Origin of the sequence: Pseudolysinimonas sp. (assembly GCF_049651805.1) — a bacterium.
Lineage (GTDB): Bacteria > Actinomycetota > Actinomycetes > Actinomycetales > Microbacteriaceae > Pseudolysinimonas_A.
This window is the reverse complement of sequence record NZ_JBASCU010000030.1, coordinates 49,687-65,360: the sequence shown is the minus strand read 5'-3', so window position 1 is coordinate 65,360 and position 15,674 is coordinate 49,687. Positions and strand designations below refer to the sequence as shown.

General features: G+C 68.2%; 15 protein-coding genes and 1 riboswitch. Of the genes, 5 read left to right on the top strand and 10 right to left on the bottom strand.

The features are described from left to right. Positions 1 to 8 precede the first annotated feature (8 nt). Positions 9 to 144: riboswitch (FMN riboswitch) on the bottom strand. Positions 145 to 575: 431 nt separating this feature from the next. Beyond that, the gene (locus WBL06_RS07930) at positions 576 to 1,286 is read left to right on the top strand and encodes an endonuclease domain-containing protein (RefSeq protein ID WP_424455447.1); all 711 of its coding nucleotides are present in this window, start codon (positions 576 to 578) and stop codon (positions 1,284 to 1,286) included. Positions 1,287 to 1,331: 45 nt separating this feature from the next. Here WBL06_RS07930 and WBL06_RS07925 read toward each other — a convergent pair whose 3' ends face one another. From WBL06_RS07925 to WBL06_RS07910, 4 genes are read right to left on the bottom strand one after another with little or no spacing between them, the layout of a single operon-like run. Next, entirely contained in the window at positions 1,332 to 1,871 is a 540-nt protein-coding gene (locus WBL06_RS07925; protein WP_424455446.1) for a GNAT family N-acetyltransferase, read from the bottom strand. 5 nt (positions 1,872 to 1,876) lie between these two features. Next, positions 1,877 to 2,881: a tryptophan--tRNA ligase gene (gene trpS, locus WBL06_RS07920; RefSeq protein WP_424455445.1), complete on the bottom strand. Its 1,005-nt coding sequence runs from the start codon at positions 2,879 to 2,881 to the stop codon at positions 1,877 to 1,879. A gap of 12 nt (positions 2,882 to 2,893) precedes the next feature. Beyond that, positions 2,894 to 3,724 carry an exodeoxyribonuclease III gene (locus tag WBL06_RS07915; RefSeq protein WP_424455444.1) on the bottom strand — a complete coding sequence of 277 codons (831 nt, stop codon included), beginning with the start codon at positions 3,722 to 3,724 and terminating at the stop codon, positions 2,894 to 2,896. 10 nt (positions 3,725 to 3,734) lie between these two features. After that, complete coding sequence (locus tag WBL06_RS07910) at positions 3,735 to 4,745, bottom strand: YihY/virulence factor BrkB family protein (protein WP_424455443.1); 1,011 nt, start codon at positions 4,743 to 4,745, stop codon at positions 3,735 to 3,737. 183 nt (positions 4,746 to 4,928) lie between these two features. Between WBL06_RS07910 and WBL06_RS07905 the strand changes: the two genes are divergently transcribed. After that, a complete protein-coding gene (locus WBL06_RS07905; RefSeq protein WP_424455442.1) occupies positions 4,929 to 6,470 on the top strand; it encodes a sigma-70 family RNA polymerase sigma factor in 1,542 nt (513 codons plus the stop codon). A gap of 269 nt (positions 6,471 to 6,739) precedes the next feature. Here WBL06_RS07905 and WBL06_RS07900 read toward each other — a convergent pair whose 3' ends face one another. The 5 genes from WBL06_RS07900 to WBL06_RS07880 form a co-directional block, all read right to left on the bottom strand. Beyond that, a complete protein-coding gene (locus WBL06_RS07900; RefSeq protein WP_424455441.1) occupies positions 6,740 to 7,504 on the bottom strand; it encodes a succinate dehydrogenase iron-sulfur subunit in 765 nt (254 codons plus the stop codon). Positions 7,505 to 7,506: 2 nt separating this feature from the next. Continuing rightward, positions 7,507 to 9,303 carry a succinate dehydrogenase flavoprotein subunit gene (sdhA, locus tag WBL06_RS07895; protein ID WP_424455440.1) on the bottom strand — a complete coding sequence of 599 codons (1,797 nt, stop codon included), beginning with the start codon at positions 9,301 to 9,303 and terminating at the stop codon, positions 7,507 to 7,509. Between the two features lie 19 nt (positions 9,304 to 9,322). Continuing rightward, positions 9,323 to 9,769 carry a succinate dehydrogenase gene (locus WBL06_RS07890; protein WP_424455439.1) on the bottom strand — a complete coding sequence of 149 codons (447 nt, stop codon included), beginning with the start codon at positions 9,767 to 9,769 and terminating at the stop codon, positions 9,323 to 9,325. Then, a complete protein-coding gene (gene sdhC, locus WBL06_RS07885; RefSeq protein WP_424455438.1) occupies positions 9,766 to 10,191 on the bottom strand; it encodes a succinate dehydrogenase, cytochrome b556 subunit in 426 nt (141 codons plus the stop codon). Before sdhC ends, WBL06_RS07890 begins: the two co-directional genes overlap by 4 nt. A gap of 81 nt (positions 10,192 to 10,272) precedes the next feature. Beyond that, positions 10,273 to 11,406, bottom strand: coding sequence for a glycosyltransferase family 4 protein (locus WBL06_RS07880; protein WP_424455437.1), 1,134 nt, complete (start codon positions 11,404 to 11,406; stop codon positions 10,273 to 10,275). A gap of 109 nt (positions 11,407 to 11,515) precedes the next feature. Here WBL06_RS07880 and WBL06_RS07875 point away from each other — a divergent pair, with 109 nt between their 5' ends. Next, positions 11,516 to 12,640 carry a mannose-1-phosphate guanylyltransferase gene (locus WBL06_RS07875; RefSeq protein WP_424455436.1) on the top strand — a complete coding sequence of 375 codons (1,125 nt, stop codon included), beginning with the start codon at positions 11,516 to 11,518 and terminating at the stop codon, positions 12,638 to 12,640. Between the two features lie 41 nt (positions 12,641 to 12,681). On the opposite strand, the gene WBL06_RS07870 is transcribed toward WBL06_RS07875, so the two are convergent. Continuing rightward, positions 12,682 to 13,374 (bottom strand): RraA family protein, encoded by a 693-nt coding sequence (locus WBL06_RS07870; protein ID WP_424455435.1) that lies wholly within the window; start codon positions 13,372 to 13,374, stop codon positions 12,682 to 12,684. A gap of 59 nt (positions 13,375 to 13,433) precedes the next feature. Between WBL06_RS07870 and WBL06_RS07865 the strand changes: the two genes are divergently transcribed. Both WBL06_RS07865 and WBL06_RS07860 read left to right on the top strand, forming a co-directional pair. Beyond that, on the top strand, positions 13,434 to 14,402 hold the full coding sequence (locus WBL06_RS07865) for a nucleoside hydrolase (RefSeq protein WP_424455434.1): 969 nt from the start codon (positions 13,434 to 13,436) through the stop codon (positions 14,400 to 14,402). Between the two features lie 154 nt (positions 14,403 to 14,556). Further along, positions 14,557 to 15,633 (top strand): BMP family lipoprotein, encoded by a 1,077-nt coding sequence (locus WBL06_RS07860; RefSeq protein ID WP_424455433.1) that lies wholly within the window; start codon positions 14,557 to 14,559, stop codon positions 15,631 to 15,633. Positions 15,634 to 15,674: the final 41 nt, after the last annotated feature.

The window sequence follows — 15,674 nt, the reverse complement described above, 5'->3', positions numbered from 1 at the left end:
GAGACAACAGCGTGCATCCTCCCATCCGGACTTTGACCGTCGGTTCCGGATTTCCACCGGATCGGCTCTCCCGGGCCTTGCGGGCCGAAAGAGTTCGCGGACTGTAACCGCCGGTGCGGGATTTCACCGCCCCTGGAGCACGTGCTTCGTATCACCACCCTACAACTCACCCCCCGCCCCGTTCATTCCCGCCAGCGATACCAACTCCCGCCCCTGACCCTGCCCCTCGCCCTCGACGTGCGCGGATCAGGAGATCGGGCCGGCTCCGGTCGAATCCCGACGCGCGAGGTTGCGTCCTCCTGAACCGCGTACGGAGGGCGTAGTCCCCAGAGCGGGCCCGCGCGGGTTCGCGGTACGGCTGATGGGCCCAGGATGCCCGGATGACGGCGGCATTCGAAGGGGGCAGGCTCACCCTCCGCACTCGTGAGCTGGTGGCACGCGGAATGACGAGGTCGCAGATCGCCTGGGCGGTGGGAGCGGGGCGTCTCATTCGCGTTCGGATCGGCCACTTCTGCCTCCCAGGGCTCGATGAGGCAACCCAGCAGGCTGTGCGGGTTGGCGGGCGTCTCGCCTGTGTGTCCGAGCTGGCCCGCCTCGGCGTTTGGGTCACGGAACCGCCGGGCGCGGTTCACGTGCATCTCCCGGGCAACGCGTCGCGGCTGCGCGATCCAGGGCTGATGATCCAGCGCTTCGATCCTGCTTCGGGATGCGTGCTGCACTGGGAGCGGGCGGTGGGGTCGGATGCCGGCGCTCGAGTCTCGACGGTCGATGCGGTGTTCCAAGCGATGTCCTGCCAGCCCCTGCACGATGCCATCGCGACGGTCGACAGTGCCGTGCGCAAAGGACTCATCCGCCTGGCCGATCTGCGCCCCCACGCGACCGAGAGGGAGCTCGCGATTCTTGCTCGGGTCGACGGGCGCGCCGACTCGGGGCTCGAGACGCTCGTGCGCGAGCCCCTCAGGGAGGCACGGCTCAGGGTCGAACCGCAGTACCCCATCCGCGGAGTCGCCGACATCGACCTACTGGTCGAAGGCTGGGTCGCCGTCGAGTTGAATGGCCGCAGCTTTCACACCGGTGCTGTAGCGCCGCGTGACCGCCGTCGGGATGCGATCGTGGCCTCATTCGGGCTGACGCCGTTGACTTTCGACTATGCACAGGTCGTTCACGACCGCATCTCCGTCATTCGCGCGATCGCGGGAGCTGTGGTTGCGCATCGCAACGTGCGCGGATCAGGAAGACGACGGGCATTGCGTCTGCTGCGGGCATCAGCGACGCGTGCGTCCTGATCCGCGCATGTTGGGAGCGGGAATGGGCAGCGCCGTGGGCCGAGTTCAGACGGGCCAGCCGTGCTTCGGCGCGTGGACATCTGACGCACGCCGGATGCCGTGCCACGACTGCGGCAGCGATCCGTCGCGGGAGGGCATTTCGGCGGGGGCGACCCCGGCAAACATGAACCCCGCAGCCCGGGCCGTGGCGGCGGATGCGGTGTTGCCGACGACACACTCCCACCGCAGAGCGTCGCGACCGAGCGATGCGAACCACCAGTCGGCGACCGCGCCGAGTGCTTCAGCCATGTACCCGCGGCGGCGGAACGGCGCGCCGAGCCAGAAGCCGACGTCCCCGGGCCCCGTGCGCGCGCCGATGACACCCAGGAAGACCCCGTCGACCCGAAGCGCCCAGGTGTACTCGCTGCCGTCAGCCCAGCCGGCTGGCACGTACGACTCGACGAACTGCACGGCGTTCTCACGCGCGTACGGCCAGGGCGTCGTGAGGTACGCCTCAAACAATGGGTCCTGGCAGTACTCGGTGATCGCGTCGACATCCGCCGCTGTCGGCTGGTCGAGCACCAGCCGCCCGGTGCGAAGCGTCACCGGGATCATCGCCGGGGCAGGAACCCGATGCGGTCGTACACCTTCGCGAGGGTCGCGGATGCGATCGCCTCGGCCCGCTCGGCGTTACCCGCGAGCAGGCGGTCGAGTTCGGCCGGGTCGGCGAGCAGCTCGAGCGCCCGCTCCCGCACGGGGGCGAACGTGGCGACCACGGCATCCGCGGTCTCGGTCTTGAGGTCGCCGTACCCGCGGCCGGCGAACGAGTCGACGAGAGCATCCATCGGCCGTCCGCTGAGTGTCGAAAGGATCAGCAGCAGATTCGACACCCCCGGCTTCTGCTCGGCCTCGAAGCGGATGTCGCGGTCGGCGTCGGTCACGGCCGACTTGATCTTCTTCGCGTTCACGGAGGGCTCGTCGAGCAGCCAGAGGATGCCCTGCGGCGACTCGCCGGACTTCGACATCTTCGAGCCCGGGTTCTGCAGGTCGAGGATCTTCGCCGTCGCCGACTGAATGCGCGGCTGGGGCAGCACGAAGGTCTCTCCGAACCGCGTGTTGAACCGGTGGCCGAGATCGCGGGTCAGCTCGATGTGCTGCCGCTGGTCTTCGCCGACCGGCACGATCTCGGCGTCGTAAAGCAGGATGTCGGCCGCCTGCAGGATCGGGTAGGTGAACAGGCCGACACTCGCGGCATCCGCCCCCTGCTTCGACGCCTTGTCTTTGTACTGGGTCATGCGACTCGCCTCGCCCATGCCGGTGATGGTGTTCATCACCCAGGCCAATTCGGCGTGCGCGGGCACGTGCGACTGTACGAACAGAATCGAGGATGCCGGGTCGATTCCCGCAGCGATGTACTGCGCCGCGGTGCGCCGGGTCGCTTCCCGCAAAGCCGCCGGGTCCTGAGGCACGGTGATCGCGTGCAGGTCGACAACACAGTAGACGGCGTCGTAGTCGACCTGCAGGTCGCGCCACTGCAACAGTGCGCCGATGTAGTTGCCGACGTGGAGGGAGTCCGCAGAAGGCTGCATCCCCGAGAAGAGGCGGGGCTTGGTCATGGGAGGTCCGTTCTACAGCTGGTAATCGACGACGAGCGGAGCGTGGTCCGACCATCGCTCATCCCAGGCGTGCGCCCGATCGACCTTCACCTCCACGACTTTAGCGGCCAACTCGAGGGTCGCCGCCTGGTAGTCGATGCGCCACCCGGAGTCGTTGTCGAACGCGCGGCCCATCTGCGACCACCAGGTGTAGGGGCCGTCGATCTCCCCCGCGAAGCGCCGCCCGACGTCGACGAAGCCGAGCCCGGCGCCCGTGTTGTAGGCGGGATCATCTTCGGCGCCGAAGATCTGGTCGAGGTAGGCGCGCTCACGCGGGAGGAAGCCCGATTTCTTGACGTTGCCTTTCCAGTTGCGGATGTCGAGGGTGCGATGCCCGATGTTGAAGTCGCCCATCACGACCGCGAACGGATTGTGCGTCTTCACCGCGGCGACGTGATGCAGCATCCTCTCGAGGAAGATCCACTTCTGTTCCTGCTTCGGCGTGCCCACCGCCCCCGACGGCACGTAGCACGACACGACGGTGACGACGGTTCCGTCGACCTCGTAGTCGGCCTCGAGCCACCGGCCGGCGGAGTCGAAGTCGTCGGGGCCGAACGTGACGCGGTGCACCGACGCCGCCCGTCGAGAGGCGATCGCGACTCCCGCGCGGCCCTTCGCGGTCGCGGGGTCGTGCAGGATGTCCCACTCACTACCGAGCAGCTCTTCGAGATGGGACGTCTCGGCCCGCACCTCTTGCATCGCGAGGATGTCGACATCCCGACCGGCGAGCCAGTCGCCCATGCCCTTGCGGAAGGCGGCGCGCACCCCGTTGACGTTGACACTGGCGATGCGGAGGCGAGTCACCCCAGGGACACTACCGGCGACCACCGAGAAGGCGTTTCCAGAATCCGGTCTTCTTCGGTTCGGGTTGGGGTTCATGCGCCTTGACCAGCTTCCGCGCTTCCTCGAGCCGCGCCTCGAAGACCTTCTGGTCGATCACGAGACCCTCGTCGGAGACGTCGACCGCCATCCAGGTCGCCGCGATGAGAATGACCTGCGAGACGAAGTTGTAGTAGATGAGCAGCCCGGCGACGACGGCGAAGGATCCGATGATCGGGTTGTTATCGGCGCCGCCGAGCAGCAGACCACCCGCGACGGTGAGCCCGGCGAGACCGATCGCCCCGAGCGTGACCCCGTGCCGCAGAATGCGCGCCGGGACCTTCACCCCGGCGAGGAGCCGGTAGAGCCCGGCCAGCGCGACCGCGTAGACCACCACCGCGACGACGAGGGTGACGGTTCGGCTCAGGATGAGCGCGATGACCGAGCGTTCGTCGATTCCCAGCCAGGCCAGCACGCCTTCGGTAGCGCTAGCGCCCGCGAACGACAGCGCAGCGGCGAGCAGCAGCAGAACCCCGAAGGCGAGTCCCAGTCCGAGGTCGATGGCCTTCTGCAGCGCCACGTTGCGCGGGATGGGCGGCAGGCCGAAGACGACGCGCACCGACCCACGCGCCGCGTCGAGCCACGCGAGGGCGGTGAACAGCAGGCCGACCAGGGCGACGATGCCCGAGATTCCGAACACGAAACCCTGCTTGAACACGTCGGGATCGATCGCGCCCTTGGTTTCGCTGCCGTCGTCGACGAGCCCCGGAACGATGTCGGCGAGGAAGTCGAGGATCGTCTGACGCAGCCCGATGTCGCCGCTCACGATCAGCCCGGCGATCGAGAAGGCGACCCACAGCCCGGCGAACACCGCGAACAGCGCCTGGTACGCCATCCCACTCGCCAGAATCGGCCCGCGGTCGAGCCCGTAGCGCACGAACACGCGCACGGCCTTTTGGCGCTGCACCCATGCGATTCCGGCGTTGAGGCGATCCTTCAGACCCATACGATTCAGCCTAAACGCGACGCCGGTGTCCCCCACTTGGGGGGTGAGGCGCGGCTGAACATCGGCGTCATAGTAGACGGAACGGGCTGTCTCTCTTGATGAAGGACGCCAGGAGTGGCAACACTTCCGGCGCTCTTCGATTCCTATAGGGGACAACGAGAGGCCCGGGAATGGATCAGGGGGATGGGCGATCAGAACACGAAGCTAACCACTTCGGATGCGGAGCTTATCGAACGCGCGCGATCGGGGGATACGCGGGCGTTCGGCGAACTGTGGCGCCGTCATTATCGTTCTGCCGCCCGCGTCGCCCGCCAGTTCACGTCGTCGATCGATGCGGATGATCTCGTCAGCGAGGCGTACGCCCGGATCTATCAACGTGTTCTGGCGGGCGGCGGACCTACCGGCGCCTTCCGCCCTTACCTGTACACGACAATCCGAAACCTAGCGAGCTCCTGGGGGGCCGCCTCGCGTGACGTCCAGGTGGATTTCATCGAAGACTTCGAAGACGACCGGATCCCCGACGATCCTGCGGCGTGGGCGCTCGACCGCACCCTGACGGCACGCGCCTTCCGTTCGCTGCCCGAGCGCTGGCAGACCGTGCTCTGGTACACCGAGGTCGAAGGCATGGACCCCCATGAGGTCGCCCCGCTCATGGGGATCACCGCCAACAGTGTCGCCGCGCTCTCGTACCGTGCCCGCGAGGGGCTGCGGAAGGCGTGGCTGCAGGCGCACGTCTCGGATGCCGCCGCGTCGGGCGAGTGCCAGTGGTCGATGTCGCGCCTCGGCGAACACGCCAGGGATGGGCTCTCGACCCGCGATCGTGAGCGCCTCACGAAGCACCTCCTCGGCTGCGCCAAGTGCACCATCGTCTCGGAAGAGGTCGATGAAGTCGGCTCGCACCTCGCCATGGTGATGCTGCCGCTGCTGCTCGGCGGAGTCGCCGGCGGCACGCTGTTGGCGTCGCTCAGCCAGTCCTCGCCCGTCACCGCCGCCGAGCTTCCGATCCCCGACGTTCCGGTCGCCCTCGACATGGTCGCCGGAAGCGGAGTGCTCGCCGCGCCGATCGTGGGAGGTCTCTCGATGGGCGCTGCCGCCGGCACCGGGACGCTCGTCGGTGGGTTCGCCGTGGCGGCCGTCATCGTCGGCAGCGTCGCGCTCGGCGTCGCGCCGACGGTTGAGGCAACGGGCGCCGCACCTCCGCCGACAGCGGTCGAGCAAGAAGAATCAGCCGCCGCGGGAGCCGCCGGCACCGACACCGGTACCGGAACCGACGGTGACGGGACCGTTCCCGGCGGCATCGTCGACGACGTTCTCGCCGGCGAGACCGAGACGGTCGGCGGGCTGCTCGAGGAGACGGTCGACTCGGTCATCGACACGATCACCGATGACGACGGCACGATCCTCGACGCCGACATCTCACTTCACCTCACCGGCACGGGCACTCCGGGAGCGACGATCACCGCACAGGCGGCCGGAACTGTCTACGCCACCGTGAAGGTCAACGACGCCGGCCAGTACGCCGTCAGCATCGCCGCCTTCCCGGGCGGCCTCTCCTCGATCGACCTCGTGCAGACCGTCGACCGCGACTACCTGAGCGGCCTGGTTCTCGGCGACAACCCGCTCGCCGGCATCCTCGGCCTGCTCGACGGTCTCATCGACGCGCTCATCCAGCCGCTCGGTCTCTCGTCGGGCGGCGGCACCGTCGACGTGAACCTGATCGGCTGACGCGCGCTGCCGCATTCCGGAACAAATCTCGCGAAACTCGCGTCATAGCCCTCGACGCCGACCGTCTCTTCGAGTGAGGCCGCAAGGCCCGCGCCCCCGGTCGTCCGATCGAGGGCACTCGGTCCGGCCCCGCGGTAGATCCCAGCCTTCGCGGGGTCGGGCCTTTCTCTGCTTGCTGGTCGCGCCGCCGCTTCTGCGGCGCGACGTGGCTCCGCTTCGGGCGCGCGCGAGCGCCCTTCGCTCCGCGGCTACCGACCGTTGCCCGCGGGTTAGACCACGGTCAAATCGAGCTTCGGCAGACCGGGGTTGCCGCGCAGCACGGCCTGCTTGACCTCGGCGATCGCCTTGGTGACCTCGATGCCGCGAGGGCAGGCCTCGGAGCAGTTGAAGGTCGTGCGGCAGCGCCAGACGCCCTCCTTGTCGTTGAGGATGTCGAGGCGTACCTGCGAGCCCTCGTCGCGGCTGTCGAAGATGAAGCGGTGCGCGTTGACGATCGCGGCGGGGCCGAAGTACTGGCCGTCGGTCCAGAAGACCGGGCACGACGAGGTGCACGCGGCGCACAGGATGCACTTGGTGGTGTCGTCGAAGATCGCGCGCTGGGCGACCGACTGGATGCGCTCCTTGTCGGGCTTGTCGCTCGCGATCAGGAACGGCTGGATCTGCCGATACGACTCGAAGAACGGCTCCATGTCGACGATGAGGTCCTTCTCGAGCGGCAGGCCCTTGATCGCCTCGACGTAGATCGGCTGGCTGATGTCGAGATCCTTGATGAGGGTCTTGCAGGCCAGCCGGTTCCTGCCGTTGATGCGCATGGCATCCGAGCCGCAGATGCCGTGCGCGCACGAGCGGCGGAACGACAGCGACCCGTCTTGCTCCCATTTGATCTGGTGCAGCGCGTCGAGCACGCGGTCGGTCGGGTACATCTGCACGTCGTAGTCGACCCAGCGCGGCTCCTCGTCGACCTCAGGGTCGAAGCGGCGGATGATGAGGGTGACGGTAAAGGCCTGCACGGCAGCTTCGGCGGTCGCGGACATCCTCAGTACTTCCGTTCCATGGGCTGGTAGTTGGTGATCACGACCGGCTTCCAGTCGAGCGTGATGTGGTCGGCGGCATCAGGCGAGTGCGGGTCGCCCGTGAGGTACGCCATCGTGTGCTTCATGTAGGTGGCGTCGTCGCGGTCGGGGTAGTCGTCGCGCATGTGGCCGCCGCGACTCTCCTTGCGGTTGCGCGCGCTGTAGACGACGACCTCGGCGAGGTCGAGCAGGAAGCCGAGTTCGATCGCCTCGAGCAGGTCGGTGTTGAAGCGTTTGCCCTTGTCTTGGATGGACACGTTCTTGTACCGCTCGCGCAGCGTGTAGATCGTGTGGGTGACCTTCTCGAGCGAGGAGTCGGTGCGGAACACCTGGGCGTTGCGGTCCATCTCGTCCTGCAGCTCTTTGCGCAGGTGCGCGATGCGCTCGGTGCCGGTCGAGTTCTTGAACTGGGCCACGAGTGACGTCACGAACGCCGCCGGGTCCTTCGGCAGCGGCGTGAAGTCGACCGTCTTCGCGTACTCGACGGCGTTGTTGCCGGCGCGCTTGCCGAAGACGTTGATGTCGAGCAGCGAGTTCGTGCCGAGCCGGTTGGAACCGTGCACACTCACGCAGGCGCATTCACCGGCGGCGTAGAGCCCGGGAACGATCGTGTCGTTGTCGCGCAGCACCTCGGCCTTGACGTTGGTCGGGATGCCGCCCATCGCGTAGTGCGCGGTGGGCATCACGGGCACCGGTTCGACGACCGGGTCGACCCCGAGGTAGGTGCGAGCGAACTCCGTGATGTCGGGCAGCTTCGTCTCGAGCACCTCGGCGCCGAGGTGGGTGCAGTCCAGCAGCACGTAGTCCTTGTGCGGGCCGGCGCCGCGGCCCTCCGCGACCTCCTGCACCATGCAGCGCGACACGATGTCGCGCGGCGCGAGGTCTTTGATGGTCGGGGCGTAGCGCTCCATGAAGCGTTCGCCCGACGCGTTGCGCAGGATGGCCCCCTCACCGCGGGCACCCTCGGTGAGCAGGATGCCGAGGCCGGCGAGTCCGGTCGGGTGGAACTGGAAGAACTCCATGTCTTCCAGCGGCAGGCCCTTGCGCCAGATGATGCCGACGCCGTCGCCGGTGAGGGTGTGCGCGTTCGACGTCGTCTTGTAGATCTTGCCGAAGCCGCCCGTGGCGAACACGATCGCCTTGGCCTGGAAGACGTGGATCTCGCCGGTCGAGAGCTCGTAGGCGACGACACCGGAGGGCTGCTCCTTGCCCTTGACCTGGGTCATCACGACATCCAGGGCGTAGTACTCGTTGTAGAACTCGACGCCGAGCTTCACGCAGTTCTGGAAGAGCGTCTGCAGGATCATGTGGCCGGTGCGGTCGGCGGCGTAGCAGGCCCGACGCACGGGCGCCTTGCCGTGGTCACGGGTGTGACCGCCGAAGCGGCGCTGGTCGATCTTGCCCTCGGGCGTGCGGTTGAACGGCAGACCCATGTTCTCGAGGTCGAGAACGGCGTCGATCGCCTCCTTCGCGAGGATTTCGGCCGCATCCTGGTCGACCAGGTAGTCGCCGCCCTTGACGGTGTCGAAGGTGTGCCACTCCCAGCTGTCTTCCTCGACGTTGGCGAGCGCGGCAGCCATGCCGCCCTGCGCCGCCCCCGTGTGCGACCGGGTCGGGTAGAGCTTCGTGATCACCGCCGTGCGGGCCTTCGGCCCGGCCTCGATCGCGGCGCGCATGCCGGCGCCGCCGGCTCCCACGATCACGACGTCGTAGCGGTGATAGTGGACGCCGTCGATGACATCCCCGTCTTCGAATTCCATGCTGTGTCGCTTCCGGGGGTTACTGCGCCGCGCAGAGCGGAGCGAGGGTGGCCGACGGTTCGCCGATGCACGGGTCGAACGTCGTGAGAACAAGGGTGCCGAGCGCGAGGAGCACGATCGTGGCGCCCGCGAGGGCGACGAGGAACACGACGCGCAGGCGGCCGTGCGCGTAGTCGTTGATGATCGTGCGCATGCCGTTCGCGCCGTGGATGAGGGCGAGCCAGAGCAGCAGCAGGTCGTAGACCACCCAGAACGGGTCGGCGAGTTTGCCGGCGACGAACGCGAAGTCGATCGCCTTCACCCCGTCGCCGAGGAACAGGTTCACCAACAGGTGGCCGAAGATCAGCACGACGAGCAAGATGCCCGAGAAGCGCATGTACAGCCAGCCCCACATCTCCCAGTTGACGCGGCGACGTCGGGGGGCGCGGGTGTTGGGTGCTGGGATGACGGTGGCCGCGCCCATCATTCGCCTCCGAAGATGTTCATCAGTTGGCGGGGGATGAACCCGGCGAGCAGCAGCACCCAGACGACCACGACGACCCAGAACATCAGACGCTGGATGCGGGGGCCGATCGCCAGGAAGTCGATCGCGATGATGCGCAGGCCGTTGAGGGCGTGCAGGCCGATCGCGGCGACGAGGCCGATCTCGCCGAGGCCCATGATCGGAGTCTTGTAGGCGCCGATGACGGCGTCATACGCCTCCGGATCCACCCGGATGAGCGCCGTGTCGAGGATGTGCACCAACAGGAAGAAGAAGATGGCGACTCCGGTGATCCGGTGGAGCACCCAGGACCACATTCCCTCGCGGCCGCGGTAGAGAGTTCCGACGGGTCGCTTCGGGGTCTGGATCTTGGGAGCCCGGATCTTTGCCGCGGCCTCGCTGGACACGGATTCCTCCTTGTGCTCCGTCGCGGGGTGGCGCGCCGCAGTGTGAATCAGTGCTGCCCAGTCTAGGTGAACTGCCGACGCTCAGGCGCGCGCGACGGCGAGCGCGCGATCGGTCATGACCCGGCCGTAGAACTCCAGCAGGTCGTCGCAGATCGCCGCCCACGACCGGCCGAGCACCCGGCGACGGCCCGCCTCGCCCATGCGTGCCCGCAGTTCGGGCGCTGCGACCAGGCACGCGACGGCTGCCCGCAAGTCGGAATCAGCTGCCGGGTCGTAGAGCAATCCATCGACCGTGTGGTCGATGAGATCGATCGGGCCGCCCGCACGCGGAGCGACGACCGGCAGCCCGCTGGCGTGTGCTTCCTGAAGGGTCTGCCCGAACGTCTCCTCCGTGCCGGTGTGAACGAACACGTCGAGTGCCGCGTAGGCGTTGGCGAGGTCCTCTCCGCCGAGAGCGCCGAGGAAGGTCACCGGCATCCCCTGGAGGGCCCGCGTGAGCTGCGGCATCGCGGGGCCGTCCCCGACGACAGCGAGCCGCAACCCCGGGATGTCTCGCAGCTCGGCGAGTCGCTCGAGGCTCTTCTCGGGAGCGATGCGGCCGACGTAACCGACGATGGTCTCGCCGTCGGGGGAGAGCCGCGCGCGCAGTTCCTGAGCGTGCGGCCCGGCCCGCCGGCTCGGGTGGTAACGCTCGAGGTCGACCCCGCGTCCCCAGCGGTCGAGGCGGGGCACCCCTGCGGCCCGCAGGTCGGCGAGCGCCGTCGTCGACGGGGCGAGGGTCAGGTCGGCGCCCTCGTGGATCCAGCGCACCAGACGCCACGCGAAGGCGCTCGCGGCGGAAAGCCGGTTGCGCTTGGCATACCCCGATACATCCGTCTGGTAGATCGCGACACTCGGCACGCCGAGCCGGTTCGCGGCGGCGATCGCCTGCGCTCCCAGCAGGAACGGGGCGGCGACGTGCACGACGTCGGGTCGGAACGACGCGAGCAATGCGCTCACCTGCGAGTTCGGCAGGCCGACCGGAAACTGCCGGTAGGCCAGCGCGGGCACCTGGGTGACCGGGAACCCGGCGTATTCGCGCGGCGAACCCGCGGCCGGCACGATCACGGTCGCTTGGTGCCCTCGTGCGGCCAGGTGATCGAGCACCCGCACGACCGATGTCGTCACCCCGTTCACCGTCGGGAGAAAACTCTCGCTCACCACGGCGACCCTCATGTTCGCGACGGTATGTTCCGCCGACCCGGCTGCCGGCGACCTCGGCGTGACCGAGAGGTGTACGCCGGTTGAAGTCTCTGCTCAGCAAGCCGCGGATACGCTACCGAGCATGGTCGAACCCCCCGACGCGCTCGCCCGCTTCTACAGCGTGATCCCCGCCGGCGGCATCGGCTCGCGGCTGTGGCCGCTCTCGCGAGCCGACGCGCCGAAGTTTCTGCACGACCTCACCGGGTCGGGCAGCACCCTGCTGCGCAGCACGTGGGACCGGCTGGCTCCGCTTTCGGGCGATCAGCGGATCATGGTCGTCACAGGGCGGGCTCATCGGGCAGCCGTCGAGCAGCAGATCCCCGAACTCGCCGACGCCAACGTCGTGCTCGAGAGTGAGCCGAAAGACTCGTCGGCCGCGATCGGCCTCGCCGCCGCCATCCTCGTGCGCCGTGAGCCTGACGTGATCATCGGTTCGTTCGCCGCCGACCACGTGATCAGCGACGAGCGCTCCTTTCGTCGCGCGATCGAGCAGGCCGTCCTGGTCGCCGATGCGGGTTATATCGCGACCGTCGGCATCACCCCGACGGAACCGGCGATCGGGTTCGGCTACATCCACTGCGGCGAGAACCTCGGCATCCCCGGGGCGCCGAAGGCGTTGCGCGTCGAGAGCTTCGTCGAGAAGCCCGACCTGGCCACCGCCGAGCAGTATGTCGACGGCGGGGAACACCTGTGGAACGGCGGCATGTTCGTCGCCCGCGCGGATGTGCTGCTCGACCAGATGCGCGAGACGCAGCCCGCGCTGGTGGCGGGTCTGGAAGAGCTCGCCGCCGCCTGGGACGACCCGACGACGCGCGGCCCCGCGGTCGACCGGATCTGGCCCGGGCTCACCAGGATCGCGATCGACTACTCGGTCGCCGAGCCGGCTGCCGCTGCCGGGCGACTGGCCGTCGTGCCGGGCAGCTTCGACTGGGACGACGTCGGCGACTTCGCGTCGATCGCGAAACTGCACTCCGGCGGCCGCAAGAACGACCTCGCGATCCTCGGCGAGAACGCCCGGGTGCTCGCGGATGCCTCGAGCGGCATCGTCGTGAGCACGACCGACCGCATCATCTCGCTGATCGGCGTGCGCGACATCATCGTGGTCGACACCCCTGACGCCCTCCTGGTGACCACGAGCGCAAACGCCCAACGCGTGAAGAGCGTCGTGGATGCCCTCAAGCTCTCGGGTCGCTCCGAAGTCCTCTGACTTCGGTGGTCGAGTAGCCGCCGGAGGCGGCGTGTCGAGACCTACACCTCGATCTCGCCGCCAACGCCGCGCAGGTGGTCGCGGAAGGTGAGGTCGGGGTTGGCGGCGCGGGCCGCGAGGTAGTCGTTGAAGCGCACCTGCTCGCGCAGCGAGGTGCCGCCGCGGATGAGGTCGGCCTGTCTCCCCTCGGTGGCGGCGATGCCGGCTGCGGTCTCGAGCACCTCGTCGACCCGGTCGAGCGGCACGAACAGCACGCCATCCTCGTCACCGAACACGGCATCCTCGTTCGTCACCGTCCACTCGCCGACCCGCGCGGCGGTGAGCGCACCGGTTGGCCGCGGGTCGAGACGCTGCGGCCCGGTGGGCAGCGCGCCGAGACTGAACAGCGGCATCCCGAGCTGTGCAATGTCGGCGCTGTCGCGGTGCAGCCCCCAGATGACGATGCCCGTGACGCCACCCGCGGCGGCGTCGAGGGCCGCGAGGTCGCCGATGCAGGCCTCATCGAGCCGGCCGCCGTTGTCGGCGACGAGCACGTCGCCCGGCCGTGCCGTCGACACCGCTTCGAGGAAGACGTCGACACTTCCCGCGTGCACGGCGGGAAGCACGCGTCCCGCGATCCGCATCCCAGGGGTCAGCCCCCGCAGCCCCGTCGGGGCGCAGCGCACGGCGATGCCCACTCGAAGGCATGCATCGGCAACGTGAGGAGTCGTCAGAGTCGCGAAGCGATCGAACATGGCGCGACGCTATCCCCACCGCGCGCGCGTCGCCACGGCCACTGTCCTAGCGTTGGACCGTGGCCATCCCTCTCGTCATCGACACCGACACCGCGCAAGACGACTGCGTCGCCATCCTGGTCGGTCTCCTCGACCCCGACGCCGACCTGCGCGCCATCACGATGGTCGCCGGCAACGTCGGCTTCGACGCCCAGGTGCACAACGCCTGGATGACGCTCAATGTCGCCGACCGGCTCGACGTTCCCGTCTACCTCGGCTGCCGTCGGCCGCTGGTGCGCGAGTGGGTGTCGGCCGAGAACGTGCACGGCGACGGCGGCGGCGGGCTCGCGATCGACGAGTCGGGTCTCGCCCCGCAAGACGAGCACGGGGTGGATGCCCTCATCCGTCTCGCCGCGGAAGCCCCGGGAGAGCTGACGATCGTCTGCATCGGGCCGCTCACCAACATCGCGATGGCGATCGTCAAAGACCCGGCCTTCGTCGGCAACGTCAAGGCGCTCTACATCATGGGCGGCTCGAACAACGCCCGCGGCAACATCACGGCGGCCGGGGAGTTCAACTTCTACGTCGACCCGGATGCCGCCAAGACCGTGTTCGCGGCCGGATTCGCCGAGATCGTCGTCGTGCCCTGGGCTCCGCTCACCCTCGTCGACGGCGTGTTCAGCCGCGATGAGATCTCCCGGATCGCGACCGTCGGAACGCCGCTCGCCCGGTTCGTGGTGCGGGTCTGCGAGACCACGCTCGCGTTCGACGAGTCGGTGGGGATCGCGGGGTCGACGCACCCCGACTCGCTGACCGCCGCCGTGCTGCTGCATCCCGAGCTGGTCGCCGCGAGCGGGCGGTACGCGGTCGACGTGGAGGCGGATTCCGAACTCACCCGCGGGTATTCGGCGATGTCGTGGGGCGTGCACGGGCTCGAACCCAATGCGACGGTCATCGAGGCGGTCGACCGCCTCGCCTTCCTCGACTACCTGATCGGCCTACTCGGAACGACGACAACACCCCCTCGGGACTTCAGCCCCGCTTTGTGAGCGATCATTTCGTCCACATTTCGCGAGTGTCGCGCTTTGGTAACTAATGGCGCGGCGAGACCGTGGCCACTGGTCGCCGGGTTGACACGGGGGTTAGCCTGAGCCATCACACCCCGGCGTACCCGTCGGGGCTTTTGCACATGGAGGATCCCCAGTGAATCTGATCACCCGTAAGCGCGCGCTCGTCAGCCTCGCGCTCGTCGGCACCAGCGCTCTCGCGCTCGCCGGCTGCGCCCCAGCACCCGAGGCGGGCGGAGGCGGCGACGCTGTCGACTACCTCGCCTGCGCCGTCTCCGACGAAGGCAGCTGGAACGACAAGAGCTTCAACGAGGCCGCGTTCGGCGGGCTCCTGAAGGCCGAAGACGAGCTCGGAGTCAACATCGACGACGCCGAATCGTCGAGCCCGGAAGACTTCGAGCCCAACCTCACCGCCATGGTCGAGAACGACTGCGACGTCATCTTCTCCGTCGGCTTCAACTTCTCGATCGACAACCTGATCTTCGACTTCGCCGCGGCCAACCCGGAGGCGCAGCTGGTCTGGATCGACGGCTGGAACCAGGGCGAAGCCAACCTCAAGCCGATCGCCTACGCGATGAACCAGTCGAGCTTCCTCGCGGGCTACCTGGCCGCGGCGTACTCGACGAGCAAGGTCGTGGGCACCTACGGCGGCATGAACATCCCGGCCGTCACCGACTTCATGACCGGCTACTACAACGGCGCGAAGTACTACGAGGCCGAGACCGGCACCGCCGTCACGGTCGTCGGCTGGGACCCGGCCACCGAGTCGGGTGACTTCGTCGGCGACTTCGCCAACACCGCGGTCGCCCAGTCGATCTCCGAAGGCCAGCTCGCTGCCGGAGCCGACGTGCTGTTCCCGGTCGCCGGTGGCCTGTTCACGGCGAGCGCGACGGCGATCCGCGACAGCGGCTCCAACGCCGTGCTGCTCGGTGTCGACAAGGACATCGCGCTCACCCAGCCGGAGCTCGCCGACATCATCCTGACGTCGGTAGAAAAGCGCATGACGCAGGCCGTGTTCGACGTCATCGAGGACCTCTCCTCGGGCGGCGAGTTCACTACTGACGCCTACGTCGGCACGCTGGAGAACGACGGCACCGCGCTGAGCGACTTCTACGACTTCGACTCGAAGGTGTCGGACGAGACCAAGGCGGCGCTCGAGGAAATCACGGCGGGCATCATCGACGGGTCGATCGACCCGCTGAGCACCCCGTAGCGAAACCTCGCAACCGGTAGTGCGGGCGCCGGGGCGGACAT